Below are 15,067 nucleotides of genomic sequence, written 5' to 3'. Positions count from 1 at the left end.
GACACCGCCCTTTCACGGCGGTAACAGGGGTTCGAATCCCCTAGGGGACGCCAAATAAAGAAACCAGCCTTAGGGCTGGTTTTTTTATGCGTATCCGCCGGGGTGAGAAGCCCTTTTTAAATCTGATAGGGTAAAGCTGTTCCTGCTGATCGCCGATCAAATGGGGTTCGACTGCCACGTCTGGAACGTGGCAGAACACGCTTTAGCGTGGCCCGTAGGGCAGTGTGCAGGAAAGCACACTGTAATCCCCTGGGCTGGTCCGCTCGGAACGCCAAACAAAGAAACCAGCCTTATGGCTGGTTTCTTTATGCGTATCCGCAGGGTGAGAAGCCCTTTTTAAATCTGATAAGGTAAAGCTGTTCCTGCTAAGCCCCAATCAAATGGGGTTCGACTGCCACGTCGGTAACTTTTTAGCGCTACCTTAAAGTGCTTATATGTATGGTTGCAACATAGCCGTTAATTCAGGCTCTTCCAGAACAAATCTCTCATCCACGATTTTTTGTAGTATGGATTTTAACTGAGCAGGGGGGTAGCCCAGCTTAATCAGGTGCCGTGCTGTTTCTATATAGCCTTCCGGCTTCTCCATCAGCAAAGGGAGCCAGGCCATTTCGAGTGACTGAATTTGAGCAGACTGGTCAGCCAGATATTCAACCACTTTGGCGTAGCCAAACCGAGCGGCGTGATCCATGGGGGCAGTGTAATAGACTTCACCCCGAACATTCATTTTGCCCAACAAACGTTGCGCTGGTATGCCACGCTGGCGCAAAATTTCAAATTTTTCGATTATCCAGTCTTCTTTAGTGTTTTCTACTACCAGACTTAGAGCGTAGGTATCCGGATTGTCAGGGTTAACCACATTAAGTGTTATCAGCTCCTCAAATTGTTCCGGGCTGCACAGGGTAACAAGCTTACGGCTTAACACTTCAATGCCAACTTTCGATAACTGCATGTGGTTAATGCCGTGTTTTTTTATCTCCACGATCATGCTTGCAACGTTTTCTGGTTCGAATCGGCTATAAAGATCGACCAGAGGGATAAAGGTGTTACGTTCGTGCTCTGCGTTATAGATGAGCGCGTTTTCTGGTAGTGATGTTGACAGAATAGTGTCATTTGCCGAATTTGCTGTATTGAGTGCGCCGTAGCCTGACCCGCCAAAAACCAATGAGATGAAAAAGAGTGCGTGTTGAATACGTGTCATCGATATTTCCTTTTATCTGTCAGTTTTTCTTACCTGGAACAGCTTAAAAAATGTACCATCATTTGATGTCTTTTAACAGTTATCGACGGTTAGCTCTGCTTGGACGGCAACGCGGTGCGCCTTTATGAAAGCACATGCTAAGATAAACCATCAGATCAAAGAGGTGAGTTATGTATCCAATTGGCACACCAGGACAACCCTGGGGAGAAGAAGAGAAAAAGCAGTGGCTGGCAATGCAATCCATAAAGCGCAGCTACGCCGAGGAAGTGCTAAGTCAGCTGGATAATTTACCAGCGTATTTTTCGGTTATTCAGTATGGTGCATTACCTTATGATGAGAGCCGTTACCCGCTGTTTGCCTTAGTCCCCAGGCAGCCATTGGAGAATGCGCCCTGGGTCCTGATTACCGGTGGTGTGCACGGTTACGAAACCAGTGGTGTGCAGGGAGCTCTGCTTTTTGCTCGGGAATTTAGCCAGGCTTATACCGATAAGGTCAATATTATCGTGGTGCCTTGTGTGAGCCCTTGGGGTTACGAAACTATCAACCGCTGGGATCCTCTGGCGCTTGATCCTAACCGCTCGTTTTACCCGGATTCTCCGGCGCCTGAATCGAAAATCCTCATGGATTTTATTGGTGCTATGCCGCAGCAGTTCCTGCTGCATATTGATTTACACGAAACCACCGACACCGATAACAGCGAATTTCGTCCGGCGCTGGCGGCACGTGATGCGATTGAGCAGAAAACCTGGAATATTCCCGATGGTTTTTATCTGGTGGCTGATGAAGTAGCGCCGCATTTGCCGCTGCAACAGGCAATCATTGCAGAAGTCAAAAAATACACGCATATAGCGCCTACCGACGAAAACGGTTTAATCATTGGTTCTGAAGTCCCTAGCGAAGGCGTAATTTGTTACGACAAGCGTAAGTTGTTCCTGTGTGGTGGATTTAATGGGGCACAGTACTGCTCAACCACCGAAGTGTATCCGGACAGTCCGACCGCTACGCCAGAGATTTGTAACCGGGCGCAGGTGGCTGCTGTAGAGGGAGCTTTACGCTTTTTACTCGGTTAATGCGATAAATGGTGATTAATTGACGTCTAGATGTTTGGGTTTCTAGACGTCTAAATGTATACTCCCGTCCAGCGTAACGCTGTTTGGGAGTAAATATGTATTACATTGCATTGCTATATGAAGGGCTCGGTCAACAATTAGTCAGACTTGAAGCGAACAGTGAGGCAGATTTTTTTGCCAAGCTTGATGCGCAGTTCGGGTGTTACGTATGTTTGTGGTATTCACAGGAACAGGTTGTTACCAATGAAGAAAGCACTATACCAGGTGCCGTTTGAACAAGCCTTAGCGACATCTCCCTGTGTAGGTAACTGCTGCCTTGACCTGGATGATATTTGCCTTGGTTGTCAACGCCATATCAGCGAAATAACCGGCTGGCATCAGGCCGACCAGGCGCAGCGTAAAGTGATTTTGCAACGGTGTGCCGAGCGACGGATCGCGCGCTCAAACTAATGATCAATTCAACAGTGTCAGGCATCGCCTGATCTGCTAAAATCCGCCCCCTTAATTTCCTCAACAACAACCTGACTTGTATATGCGAATTCTGTTAGCGCCTATGGAAGGCGTCGTTGATCACTTGATGCGTGACATGCTTACCCGGGTAGGCGGCTTCGACCTGTGCGTGACTGAATTTGTCCGTATTGTTGATCAAAAATTACCGCATAAAACCTTTTACCGACTGTGTCCGGAACTGCACGAGGGCGGTAAAACACCCAGTGGTGTACCGGTGCGAGTGCAACTGCTTGGTCAGCATCCCCAATGGCTGGCAGAAAATGCCCTGACGGCAGTAGAGCTGGGATCGCCTGGTGTGGATCTCAACTTTGGCTGTCCGGCCAAAACGGTCAATAAAAGCAAAGGCGGCGCGGTGCTGCTGCAATATACCGAGTTGTTGCACGACATTGTCAAAACCGTGCGGGAAGCGGTTCCCGCTCACCTGCCGGTAACGGCAAAAATTCGTTTAGGCTATGAGGATAAGTCGCTGGCGGTGGATAATGCTATTGCTATCGACGAAGCGGGCGCCTCCGAACTGGTGGTTCATGCCCGCACTAAAACAGAAGGATACCGGCCGCCGGCCTACTGGGACTGGATTAAAAAAATCCGGGCTCATACTCAGTTACCGGTTATCGCCAATGGTGAAATCTGGTCGTATGACGATGCCCGGCGCTGCCAGGAAATGTCAGGATGCAGCGATGTAATGATTGGTCGGGGCGCACTGGCAATGCCAAACCTGGCGCTGCATATTCGCGATAATCAGCCACCAATGAGCTGGCCGGAACTGGCGCAGCTACTAATTGATTACTCCGGCTATGAAATCTACGGCGATAAAGGTCGCTATTATCCGAACCGGCTGAAGCAGTGGTGTGGCTATCTCAAACGCCAGTACCCACAAGCCGAAGTGCTATTCGACAATATTCGTCGCTTGCAGAAATCAGATGAGATTGTCGCGGTGCTGCAACAGTCCGCGGCAGCAGCTAAATAACCATTCCTGCTTGTTTGTTGTAAGCCGATTCGCTAACGTTACAACAAGGCTCCAGGCTCAGCTCTGGTTGAGCGTTGCCGAGCCCCTGGCACACTAACGACAATTACTACAAAAAGGTAACTCATGGCTACAACACTCAGGCAGTTAAGTGTAACTGCGGCGTGTTGCTGCGCTTTATTGCTTTCTGCCTGTGCAGAGGAAAAAGCAGAACAAGCGGAGCAGGCACCCAAAGTCACTATTGATAAAAATCCGTTCCCCAGCAAATACCAGCCGCTTCCCGGCGAGCCGACAGTGATCACGGGGGTCACCATTCTTGATGGTATCGGCAACAAAATTGAAAATGGCATGGTGTATTTTTCAGAGGGCAAAATAGCGGCCATCGGTGAAACGCTTGATATACCCGCTGGCGCAACGGTGATTGATGGCACCGGCAAATGGGTAACGCCTGGCATCATCGATGTGCACAGTCACCTGGGCGTTTACCCGAATCCTTCCACCCATTCTCACTCAGATGGTAACGAAGCCGTTAAGCCGGTTACGGCCAACGTCTGGGCAGAGCATTCGGTGTGGCCGCAGGATCCGGGTTTTGGCCGCGCGTTGGCGGGTGGCGTCACCGCATTACAGATCCTGCCAGGGTCAGCTAACTTGTTCGGTGGACGTTCTGTGGTACTCAAAAACGTCCCTCATCGCACCATGCAGGAAATGAAGTTTCCGGAAGCGCCATACGGGCTAAAAATGGCCTGTGGTGAAAACCCTAAACGGGTCTATGGCAAAAAAGGTGGTCCTTCTACGCGTATGGGTAATGTGGCGGGTTACCGTCAGGCCTGGGCAGACGCGGAAAACTACCGCCGTGCCTGGGAACGATACGAGGCCGAATACGAAGCGGGTAAAAACCCCAAGCCGCCCAAGCGGGATTTAAATCTGGATACCCTGATGGGCGTGCTGAACGATGAGATCCGCGTGCATATGCATTGTTATCGTGCTGATGAAATGGCGGTGATGATGGATGTGATGAAAGAGTTTGGCTATCAGATTTACTCTTTCCAGCATGGCGTAGAAGCTTACAAAATCGGTGATTTGTTGGCCGAGAACAACGTGTGTTCAGCTATGTGGGCCGACTGGTGGGGCTTTAAAATGGAAGCCTACGACGGTATCCGCGAAAACATCCCCATGGTTCATCAGGCCGGAGCCTGCGCCATTGTGCATTCCGACAGTGATTTAGGTATTCAGCGGCTCAATCAGGAAGCGGCAAAAGCCTGGTCAGACGGACGCCGGGCGGGGCTCGAAATCAGTCAGCAGGATGCCTGGACCTGGTTATCGGCTAACCCGGCAAAATCGCTGGGTATATTTGATAAAACCGGCTCGCTGGAAGTGGGCAAAAATGCCGATTTGGTGTTGTGGAGTGCCAATCCGTTTTCAACCTATGCCAGAGCTGACAAAGTATACATCGATGGCGGACTGGCGTTTGATTTAGCCGAGCCATCGACGTGGCCGGTAGCAGACTTTGAATTAGGTCAGGTTGGCGAAGGAGATATCAAATGAAATCATTAATCACGATATGTCTGCTGGCAGGGTTAAGTTGCAGTGTAGCCGCTGAAAAGCTGGCAATTGTTGGCGGTAAGGTGTTCACCGGCAGTGAGCAGGGTACACTGGATAGTGCTACAGTACTGATTGATAACAATAAAATCGTTACCGTAACAACGTCAACCGAAGTGCCTGAAGGCTATACCGCAATAGATGCCACTGGCAAATATGTTACTCCCGGGCTGATTGGTGCCTATACCCAGCTGGGGTTGGTGGAAGTCAGTAGTTCGGCGGGCACGGTTGATGCCTCGGTAACGGAGAGTCTGGTGTCGTCCACCGGCGCCGCCTTTGATGTCAGTTATGCCATTAATCCGGATTCGACTCTCATGGCAATTAGTCGTGTTGAAGGCGTGACTTCTGCGGTTACCGGTATTTCGCGCAGTGCGACCTTGTTTAAAGGGCAGGGTGCACTGATCACGTTATCCGGGGCCAGTGATTCGGTGCTTAAAGCCAGAGCCTTTGTGGCAGTGGATGTAGGCAATTACGGCGCAGAAGCTAATGGCGGCTCACGGGCTGCTGTATGGGTAACGCTGAATGAAGCCATTAGCGAAGCAGTACAGGTAACTACCGCCGCTCAGCTAAGTCCTTCTTCAGACTGGCATGGTATTAACAGTCGCGCAGATGTAAAAGCATTAAAACCGGTGGTAAATGGCACCATTCCACTTTTAATTTTTGCCGACAGGGCAGCAGATATTCGTCAGGTTATCAGCTTTAAAAAGCGCTACCCTAAAATTAAGGTTGTGCTGGTTAAAGGGATGGAAGCCTGGCGTGTGGCTGATGAGCTTGCTAAGGCAGATATCCCGGTGATTATCGATCCGGAATTTAATTTGCCGGGCGGGTTTGATCAGTTAGGCGCCACCCTGGCCAATGCCAAACGACTGGAAGAGGCTGGCGTAATGGTCGCCATTGGTATGGAGACACATAATATTCGTCTGGCAACGCAGCATGCTGGTAATGCGGTTGCGTTTGGCATGAGCTGGGATGCTGCAATGGCAGCGCTTACGGTTAATCCTGCGCAAATTTTTGCCATGCCAGATGGTCTGGGTACGCTGAAAAAAGGCGCTCAGGCTGATGTGGTTATCTGGAGCGGCGATCCGTTAGAGGTATCGGAGGCGGCAGAAATGGTGATCATTAATGGTAAGCAGGTTGAGATGACTTCTCGTCAGATCAAGCTGCAACAACGTTATCAGCAACGCGCTCAGTCCGAACAGGCTTCTCAGTACATACGCTAAAAAGCCAGGAAGAAACGCGGTAAAAAGGCCGGGAGATTTTAAGAACCGGCCTTTTTTTATTCGCTATTCGTTATTGCTTATCAGGCCCTGACCAAGAAAAACAATGCGTTCAGCCGCTACATAACACAGGATTTTAATCCCCAGTGCATACATAAAGGTTAAAATAGAAACGGCAAAAGCCGGCCCGAAATCCTGCATATCAGTCATATTGGAACCCATGGCAACCCAGCCCAATAAGGTCATTAATCCGCCCAGCCACATTGCAGAGTTGCCGAGAACGTTAAATACATGCACGCCTTGTTTAACCTGCCTTAAAGACTCAACATGACCACTTAATACCATGCTAAATGCCTGTTTTAAATGCATTGCCGAGGTGACCGCTATCGCAAAGACTACCGCTGGTGGCAGGGTTAAAATCAAAGAAGGGATATCGAAAAACATACCAACGCCACCAGACAGTGACATTGCAAAAAAAGTGAGTAAAGCAAAAAACAACACGCTGATGACAAACATAATTAGTGCCTTTTGGGTTTGGTTAAAATATAAAAATGAGGTGAGCAAAGCCTGACGCCAGTACCATAACTGGCAGTTAACCGCTGAACGGTTTTGTTGGAGGTCTCTGAATTCTTCTTCTAAATCCCCTAGCAGCGGTTCCCGCAGCGTCTCTGGCAGTATTTTAGCCAGTATGGCCTCTGCAATTCGCGGTGGTGGTGAGCTGTTCACTTAGATACTCCTACAAAGGACAGCTTTACATCCCGCCACATGGCATCAAGTGATCGGCGGGTATCGTTTAGCGCTCGTTTACCTTCTCCTGTGACGACAAAATACTTCTTTGCCCGCCCGCCACGCTCGGCGGTCGCTTCGCCTAGCCGGCTACTGATAAGCCCTTTTTCTTCCAGTCGGGTTAAGGTGGTGTATAAAGCGCCAATACTTACATCCCGCTGAATAACATCGAACAAAACCTGGCGAATAGTAGTGCCATATGCCTGCTCTGAAAGCCGTAAAATAGCGAGTAAAACGTACTGTTCAAACTCCCCTAAAAAACGTGACTTCCCCATGTCTCGCCTCTCCTTATCAATTTCCACTACAAAGTAAAGTAATAGGATAGTAATTTATTCTACAAAGTAAAGATAATTATAGGCTATGCGCTGGTATGTATTTTTATAAGTCAATAGTAAGTGGGGGGCAGCTGATTTATTGATGACCGGCTCTGCAATAGACTATTGATCCATTTTATAATTTTCTAAAAAAAATCAGCATAGTGCTCCTGGCTGAACTATGCTTATGGACGTGTCGCTTTTTTGACCTGGCCTGGTTTTAAGAGAGTGTTTCAAAGCTTGAGCTGGCGGCTTCGTTAATTAAATTAGGAACGTTTTTGCGTAGTCAGAATTCCACAAAAAATAAACATCATGTCAGCTGGTGGTATGCTGCTACCTTAGCGGTTCTTATCGCTTTGACGCTGATGGCGGACTTCCTTGTCAGTCGTTGGCAGCGGGAAGTGCAAACCAGTGAAGTGAATCAGCAGCTGGGGATCCTAAGGGCAAATCTTGAGTTTGAGCTGTACACTAATATTGAGCTTATCCGCGGTGCAGCGGCTTACATCTCGCTAAATCCGGAGATTGATCAGGCCGGATTTAGTGAGTACGTCAGCCGCTTGTTAGAACAGCGCAACAATATCATCAACATCGCCGGGGCCCGTGGCTTTGTTATTAACCTTATTTACCCTATAGAAGGCAACGAAAAAGCCCTGGGACTCGACTATCGGGTAAGCGAGGAGCAGCGGGAATCAGCATTTATGGCAGTGAGTACCGGGTCACCTACGTTGGATGGGCCAGTAAACCTGGTTCAGGGCGGCGTGGGTTTTATTGCCCGGTTACCCATTATTAATGACGATGGTGTCTGGGGCATTATATCGGTCGTACTCGACTACGAAGGCGTATTGAGAAACGCCGGTTTTACCGATCATGCCATGCTGGATATCGTCATCACCGGGCGGGACGAGTTTGGTAAGCTGGTCGAAATTTATCGCACGGTTGACGAGTCACAGTTTCATCAACCGGTTAACCTGTCTATTAAACTACCCTACGGCGAGTGGCATCTTTCAGCACAGCCATCAGAAGGGTGGGTTACATTTAAATTGCACCCCATTTTTTGGGGTATCGCCTTTATACTCAGCATTATCGCCTTTTACATCATTCAGCTTCGGCAATATAACCTGTTATTGCAGGAGGAAAAATTGCAAGCGCTTACCGAATCAGAAGAAAAATTCCGGCAGTTCTTCTCGGACCATGCAGTAGTGATGCTGATTGTGAGTGAAAGCGGCGAGATTGTAGACGCTAATGAAGCCGCGCTGGAATACTATGGATACAGCGCCGCGCAATTTGACGGTATGTCGATTTTTGATTTACAGGCGAACAGTAAAGGCCTCACCAGCGTTAAATTATCGGATGCCATGCAACACAGCTCGACACGTTTTGAGACCAAACATCAACTGGCCAACAACGATATTCGTGATGTGGAAGTATTAAATACGCCCGTCGACAGTGGCGGACAACGTCTTATTTACTCCATCATTATTGATATTACAGACCGCCTCGAATACCAAAAACGATGGGAACTAAGCCGGCAGGTGTTTAACTTCAGTCTTGAAGGGATTGTGGTAACCGATGAAAAGCATCAAATCGTGTCGATTAATCCAGCGTTTTCCGAGATTACCGGCTATACCGAAGAAGAAGTTCTGGGTAAGTTGCCCTTCTTTTTGGGGGAAGGGTTGTTTGAAGAAGGCTTTGAGGAGTCGATGTATCAGACTCTGGATAAAACCGGTTTTTGGCGCGGCGAGATATTAAACCGGCGTAAAGACGGCACCGTATTCCCTGAATTACTGAGTGTGTCAGAAGTTAAAAATGAAAAGGGTGAGATAACCAATTACCTTGGCGTGTTTTCTGACATTACCAACCTTAAGCAGTCAGAGGAAAAACTGGAGCATCTGGCGCATTATGACTCGCTCACCGAGCTGCCTAACCGGGTGCAATTTCAGTTACATCTGCAACATGCCGTTACCCGTTGTGAACGTAATAAACAGCAATGTGCTTTGCTGTATCTTGATCTTGACCGCTTTAAAGTGGTCAATGACAGTCTTGGTCACGTGGCCGGTGACGAACTGCTTAAAATGGTGACTGGGCGTTTGGTAAGTCGTCTGCGTTCGTCGGACATTCTGGCCAGAATGGGCGGGGATGAATTTGTATTGCTGGTTGAGGAATATCATCGCGCCGAAGAACTTGAAGCGCTGGCATTAAAGCTGATCCAGGAAATGAACCAGCCCTTCTATCTGGTCGGAGAACAGGAAGTTAACGTCGGCTGTTCGGTAGGCATTGCCTGTTTTCCTACTGATGCCACAAACAGTGATGATTTACTGGTTCGGGCCGACGCTGCAATGTACAAAGCCAAGCAGGCTGGTGGTGCTTGTGTGGCCTTTTTTACTCAGGATATTCTGGTTGAAGCAAGCTCCAGACTAACCATTGCTGCAGAACTAAAACGAGCAATCACAGAAAACGAGCTGGAGTTATATCTGCAGCCACAATTGGACACTCTCACCGGTGAAGTCGTGGGCGCTGAAGCACTGCTTCGTTGGAATCATCCGGTGAAAGGGTTCTTAACGCCAGCGGCATTTATCGATGTAGCCGAACAAACCCGGGCCATCAGACTGGTAACCGGCTGGTTGGTTAAAGAGGCCTTTAGCATTATTCGTCGCTGGGAAAGCGCGGGTCTGGAGCTATTTTTATCCTTTAATATTTCGGCACTGGATTTAGCCGACAATGAACTTTTGGAACGCATGACGGAAGAACTCAGGCGGCAGCCGATAAACCCGGCAAATATAGAGTTGGAGATCGTTGAGAGTGCGATTATAGAAAACTTTCAGTCGGCCAGTGCGATTCTGTCCAAATTACGTGAAATGGGTTTTCATGTTGCCATTGATGACTTTGGTACCGGCTATTCCTCACTGGCGTATCTGGATAAACTGCCCGTAGATAAACTGAAAATCGACCGGGAATTTACGTCTAAGCTCGAATCTGGTGAAGGGGCTGGGATCGTGAAATCGATTATCGACCTTGCCGCCAATTTTAAACTGCGGGTGCTGGCAGAAGGTGTAGAAACTTACGAGCAAGAACAATTGTTAAGAAGCCAGGGATGCAACAGGGTACAGGGTTTCTATTACAGCAAACCAATCCCGTTAACGGATTTTGAAAGGAAGTATTTGCCGTAGTTAAATGCTTAAGGCGGGCTCAGACCGCTTAAGCATAGGTATCGATATTGCCGCCTACAGGGCCGCCTGAAGTCGCGTTGGTTGCTGGTTGTGGCGCTGGTGTAGTTTCTCTGGGTTCGTTACTTTCCAGTCTTTCCTGACGGGGTGACTCATTGCGCTCCGGCTGAACCGGTGCGGGTTGCGAATAATTACTGCTAAGTGGTGACTGCCCAATTTCCATTACTGACCTCTCATCTGGTTAAATTACACTGCCTAAGTATAGGCGCTATTCACCAAATTGCGATCAGTGCTGTGACGACTCATCCAAATAAGGGGTGAGTTGTTTAGCCATAAATTCAGCTATCAGCGGCTGACCCTCTGCATTAGGGTGAATACCATCACGCTGCATTAACGCTTCGTTGAGGGCGATATCCTCTAAGAAAAACGGGATTAGCGGAATACCTTCAGACTGGGCAACCTGTTTAAAGCTGTTGCTGAACATCTGGTTGTAGCGACGACCATAATTGGTGGGTATTTGCATATCCTGCAAAAACACTTTGGCGCCATGCTGTTTGGCCAGTTGCACAATTTGGGTCAGGTTTTGCTGTAACTTGGTAACGTTGTGCCCTTGTAGTCCATCATTGCCGCCCAGTTCAACCAGTACATGGGTTGGGTTATGCTGAGTCAGTAAACGGGGCAGTCTGGCCAGACCGCCATCGGTGGTTTCGCCACTAATCGCAGCGTTTATCACTTCAATCCCACGTTGCTGCTCATTCCAGATATTTTGTAACAAACTAACCCAACTTTGCGCTTGCAACAAACCATAGCCGGCGCTTAGGCTATCTCCGAGTATCAAAAGTCGCGTTTCAGTTGTTGCCTCCGCCGTTTGCTTTGAATCAGCAGACTGGGCCAGAAGGTGATCTGAAAACAGTGCAAAAGGTATTAATAATACCAGGGTTTTTACCCACTTAAGCGTGGGGCCAAGACGGAATAAACGATGACCAATCAAAACGACAATAGCTCCTTTATGATTCAAACCAAAGATATAACTAAGACAGTCACTACGAGCGAAGGTTCGCTTCAGATCCTTCAACCTATTTCCTTTGAAGTCAAGGCGGGCGAGTCTATTGCTATTGTCGGTGCGTCAGGATCCGGTAAATCCACATTATTAAGTTTGCTCGCAGGACTGGACGAAGTAAGCACCGGAGAGATTTATCTCGATGAAGAACCACTGCACACCATGGACGAAGAACAACGGGCTCGTTTGCGTGGTGAAAAAGTGGGCTTTATTTTCCAGAGTTTTATGTTGGTTCAGAGTCTGACAGCGATTGAGAACGTGATGTTACCGGCCGAAATTGCCGGTTTGGCGGATGCCAAAAAACGCGCGCAGACGATTCTGGAGCAGGTGGGCCTGAGTCATCGTGCCCATCATTATCCTAATCAGTTATCTGGCGGTGAGCAGCAGCGGGTGGCGATTGCCCGGGCCTTTATTGGCCAGCCAAAAATCTTATTTGCTGATGAGCCTACCGGTAACCTGGATGCTGCTAACAGTGTACGTGTAGAAGATCTGCTGTTTAATTTAAACCGGGAGGTGGGCACCACCCTGGTACTGGTAACTCACGATAATGAGCTGGCCAAAAAATGTGAGCGTCAGTTGCAAATGCAAGCCGGTGAACTTACCGAAATTACCGCAGCGCCCGCACAGAAGGATTTAGCATATGGTAGCTAATCTGGCCTGGCGCTTATTTAAACACGAAGCCCGTCGGGGCGAGCTGACCATTATACTCTTTGCCATTATTTTATCGGTAGCGGCTGTGCTGTCGCTTTCGCTGTTCAGTGAGCGGTTACAGGGTGCTCTGGTCGAGCGCTCCTCACAGTTTATTGCCGCCGACAGCCAGTTAGGCTCACGAAAACCCATTAACGAAGCCTGGATCGCCGAAGCTGAAACAGAAGGCCTTGCCACAGCAGAACAGGTAAGTACCCGTTCTATGGCATTTGGCGAACAGCAGATGTCGCTGGTGGATTTACGCGCCGTGAGTGCGCAGTATCCGCTTAAGGGCGAAATTCAGGTCACCGACAAACCTTTTGGCTCACCGGTGGCAACCGATAAAACGCCGCAGTCCGGCGAGATCTGGCTGGATTCCAGACTATTCCAACTCCTGGATGTAAAACTTGGCGATACCGTTTACATCGGCGATTCTGAGTTTGAAGTAGCCAGGGTCTTGTCCGAAATCCCGGATCAGGGGTTCAGCGTGTTTAACACCGATCCTATGGTGTTAATTGCGCTTGAAGACCTGGCTAAAACTAATATTACCGGCCCCGGTAGCAGGGTTACTTACAAAGCTTACTTTGCCGGTGAAGATTCCCTCATTGAGCAATACTACGACTGGTTAAGACCGCAACTTGACGATGAGCTTCATCGCTGGCAGCGGGTGGGCGATGATGAGTCGGCCATTGGCCGTTCTATTGCCCGAGCCGAGCGTTATTTCTTGCTCGCCAGTTTGCTGGCGATCGTGCTGGCCGCGGTTGCTATTGCGGTAGCGGCCCAGCGTTATAGTCAGCGACACTATGACCCGGTGGCGATTTTTAAAACCCTTGGTGCCACAAAACAAATGATCCGCAATGTGTATGTGTTGCAGATTTTATTTATCACTGTGCTGGGCATTGTAATCGGTATTATTGCCGGGGTGATTATTCAGCAGGTAGTGGTAACAGCCCTCGCCGGGCAGGTAGATGTGTCACTGGATGTCTGGCACTGGCGTCCGGTATTCATTGCGGTGCTCACCGGTTCTATTTGTGCGGTGCTATTTTCTTTATACCCGCTGTTACGCCTTTTCTCAGTACCGCCTTTGCGGGTGCTGCGCCGAGATATGGGCGCAGGGTTAAGCTCCCGAGGGTTGCAATTTGGTGCGTCAGGCGGCGCAATTTTTTTGCTGATGTGGGTGTACAGTCGGGATCTTGAAATCAGTGCAATTTTATTTGGCTCTGGCGTGCTGCTGGTGGTGGCTTTGCTGGGCGTTACCTATGGTCTTATCGCGCTGGGGCGTCGCTTGGGACAGGGCGCGATGGGCTCGTGGCAGCTGGCCTGGGCGCGTATTCGCCGCCGGGCGATGGACAACAGTGTTCAGCTAATCAGCTTTTCTGTAACCATTATGCTGCTGCTGGTGGTGCTGGTAATGCGCAATGACATGATAGCGCAGTGGCGTGCGCAGTTACCGCAGGATACGCCTAACTATTTCATGTCGAATATTACCGAGTCACAAAAAACGGTGTTGGCAGAACACTTCGAGGCGAATCAGGTCACGCTGGATGAATTCTATCCGGTGGTGAGAGGTCGCTTTGTGGCGGTTAACGACGAGCGCATCAAGACTGAAGTCACTAAAGAAGAGGATGGTCAGGAAACTGAAGGTCGACAGGGCCTCGGCCGTGAGGCTAATCTGAGCTGGAGTCTTCGTCTGCAACATGAAAACCGTATTGTACAGGGCCAGTGGCATGATGACTGGCAAGCGGATGCCAACGATGTGACCGAAGATAGCAGGCCGATTTATCCGGTGTCGGTGGAAGAAGGCGTCGCGGGGCGGCTCAGAATTAATCTGGACGATTTACTCACCTTTAATATTGGTAGTGAAATTGTGACCACGCGGGTAACCAGTATCCGAGAGGTAAACTGGCAGACTATGCAGCCCAATTTCTTCTTTGTTTTGCATCCGGCTGCGATGCAAAACTTTGCGGCAACCTACATAACCAGTTTTCATCTGGATGCTTCGCGCAAAGCGGATATTACGGCGTTGATGCAACCATTTGCGGCGGTCACTTTGTTTGACGTAGATGCACGGATTAATCAGGTACGTGAAATTATCGACCAGGTGTCGCTGGCTGTTGAGTTTATCCTGGTGCTGGTGTTGATTGCCGGTTCACTGGTGTTGTTTGCTCAGGTTCAGGCCAGTATGGATGAGCGCCAGCAGGAACTGGCCATTTTGCGCACTCTGGGCGCGAAAGGGCGGCTTATCCGCTTTAGTGTGATTAACGAGTTCCTGATCATCGGTACTGTAGCAGGCTTAATGGCCGCCATGGCCAATGAAGTCAGCCTGTATTTGTTGCAAAGCCGTATTTTTGACATGCAGGCTTCCATGCACTGGGATTACTGGATCATTGCGCCGTTAGTTGGTGCTATGGTTGTGGGTATTCTGGGCGCATTGGGCTGTTACAGACTGTTACGGCTTAATACCGGGCAGCTATTACGGAAAATGGTTTAAAGAAAGC

At 49.2% G+C, this 15,067-nt stretch carries 13 protein-coding genes and 1 tRNA gene (1 of these 14 cut by a window edge); 9 read left to right on the top strand and 5 right to left on the bottom strand.

Annotation, left to right across the window (positions count from 1 at the left end):
* A tRNA-OTHER gene (locus BFC17_RS22710) sits at positions 1-53 on the top strand (it extends 94 nt beyond the left edge of the window).
* 377 nt (positions 54-430) lie between these two features.
* Here BFC17_RS22710 and BFC17_RS10775 read toward each other — a convergent pair.
* Complete coding sequence (locus BFC17_RS10775) at positions 431-1,198, bottom strand: hypothetical protein (RefSeq protein WP_070176484.1); 768 nt, start codon at positions 1,196-1,198, stop codon at positions 431-433.
* Positions 1,199-1,368: 170 nt separating this feature from the next.
* Between BFC17_RS10775 and BFC17_RS10770 the strand changes: the two genes are divergently transcribed.
* The 5 genes from BFC17_RS10770 to BFC17_RS10750 all read left to right on the top strand — a co-directional run bounded on the left by BFC17_RS10770 (position 1,369) and on the right by BFC17_RS10750 (position 6,561).
* A complete protein-coding gene (locus tag BFC17_RS10770) occupies positions 1,369-2,268 on the top strand; it encodes a M14 family metallopeptidase (RefSeq protein ID WP_070176483.1) in 900 nt (299 codons plus the stop codon).
* A 243-nt stretch (positions 2,269-2,511) separates the two neighbouring features.
* On the top strand, positions 2,512-2,718 hold the full coding sequence (locus BFC17_RS10765; RefSeq protein ID WP_070176482.1) for a DUF1289 domain-containing protein: 207 nt from the start codon (positions 2,512-2,514) through the stop codon (positions 2,716-2,718).
* A gap of 82 nt (positions 2,719-2,800) precedes the next feature.
* Positions 2,801-3,745 carry a tRNA dihydrouridine(16) synthase DusC gene (gene dusC, locus BFC17_RS10760; protein ID WP_070176481.1) on the top strand — a complete coding sequence of 315 codons (945 nt, stop codon included), beginning with the start codon at positions 2,801-2,803 and terminating at the stop codon, positions 3,743-3,745.
* A gap of 123 nt (positions 3,746-3,868) precedes the next feature.
* A complete protein-coding gene (locus BFC17_RS10755; RefSeq protein ID WP_070176480.1) occupies positions 3,869-5,287 on the top strand; it encodes an amidohydrolase in 1,419 nt (472 codons plus the stop codon).
* Positions 5,284-6,561, top strand: coding sequence for an amidohydrolase family protein (locus tag BFC17_RS10750; protein ID WP_070176479.1), 1,278 nt, complete (start codon positions 5,284-5,286; stop codon positions 6,559-6,561). The genes BFC17_RS10755 and BFC17_RS10750 overlap by 4 nt, the downstream gene beginning before the upstream one ends.
* 63 nt (positions 6,562-6,624) lie before the next feature.
* On the opposite strand, the gene BFC17_RS10745 is transcribed toward BFC17_RS10750, so the two are convergent.
* Both BFC17_RS10745 and BFC17_RS10740 read right to left on the bottom strand, forming a co-directional pair.
* Positions 6,625-7,284 (bottom strand): hypothetical protein, encoded by a 660-nt coding sequence (locus tag BFC17_RS10745; protein ID WP_070176478.1) that lies wholly within the window; start codon positions 7,282-7,284, stop codon positions 6,625-6,627.
* A complete protein-coding gene (locus BFC17_RS10740) occupies positions 7,281-7,619 on the bottom strand; it encodes a PadR family transcriptional regulator (protein ID WP_070176477.1) in 339 nt (112 codons plus the stop codon). Before BFC17_RS10740 ends, BFC17_RS10745 begins: the two co-directional genes overlap by 4 nt.
* A gap of 317 nt (positions 7,620-7,936) precedes the next feature.
* On the opposite strand from BFC17_RS10740, the gene BFC17_RS10735 reads away from it, so the two are divergent.
* Positions 7,937-10,825 (top strand): bifunctional diguanylate cyclase/phosphodiesterase, encoded by a 2,889-nt coding sequence (locus BFC17_RS10735; RefSeq protein WP_070176476.1) that lies wholly within the window; start codon positions 7,937-7,939, stop codon positions 10,823-10,825.
* Positions 10,826-10,853: 28 nt separating this feature from the next.
* Here the strand turns inward: BFC17_RS10735 and BFC17_RS10730 are convergent, their stop codons facing one another.
* Positions 10,854-11,045: a hypothetical protein gene (locus tag BFC17_RS10730; protein ID WP_070176475.1), complete on the bottom strand. Its 192-nt coding sequence runs from the start codon at positions 11,043-11,045 to the stop codon at positions 10,854-10,856.
* 63 nt (positions 11,046-11,108) lie between these two features.
* The gene (locus tag BFC17_RS10725) at positions 11,109-11,813 is read right to left on the bottom strand and encodes an arylesterase (protein ID WP_229681085.1); all 705 of its coding nucleotides are present in this window, start codon (positions 11,811-11,813) and stop codon (positions 11,109-11,111) included.
* 18 nt (positions 11,814-11,831) lie between these two features.
* On the opposite strand from BFC17_RS10725, the gene BFC17_RS10720 reads away from it, so the two are divergent.
* Together BFC17_RS10720 and BFC17_RS10715 are read left to right on the top strand one after the other, a co-directional pair.
* Entirely contained in the window at positions 11,832-12,533 is a 702-nt protein-coding gene (locus BFC17_RS10720) for an ABC transporter ATP-binding protein (protein WP_070176542.1), read from the top strand.
* Entirely contained in the window at positions 12,523-15,060 is a 2,538-nt protein-coding gene (locus tag BFC17_RS10715; protein ID WP_070176474.1) for an ABC transporter permease, read from the top strand. The genes BFC17_RS10720 and BFC17_RS10715 overlap by 11 nt, the downstream gene beginning before the upstream one ends.
* Positions 15,061-15,067 lie beyond the last annotated feature (7 nt).

Origin of the sequence: Marisediminitalea lipolytica, assembly GCF_001758465.1 — a bacterium.
Lineage (GTDB): Bacteria > Pseudomonadota > Gammaproteobacteria > Enterobacterales > Alteromonadaceae > Alteromonas > Alteromonas lipolytica.
Note: the sequence above shows the minus strand (reverse complement) of the source record. Positions and strands in the feature narration are given on the sequence as shown.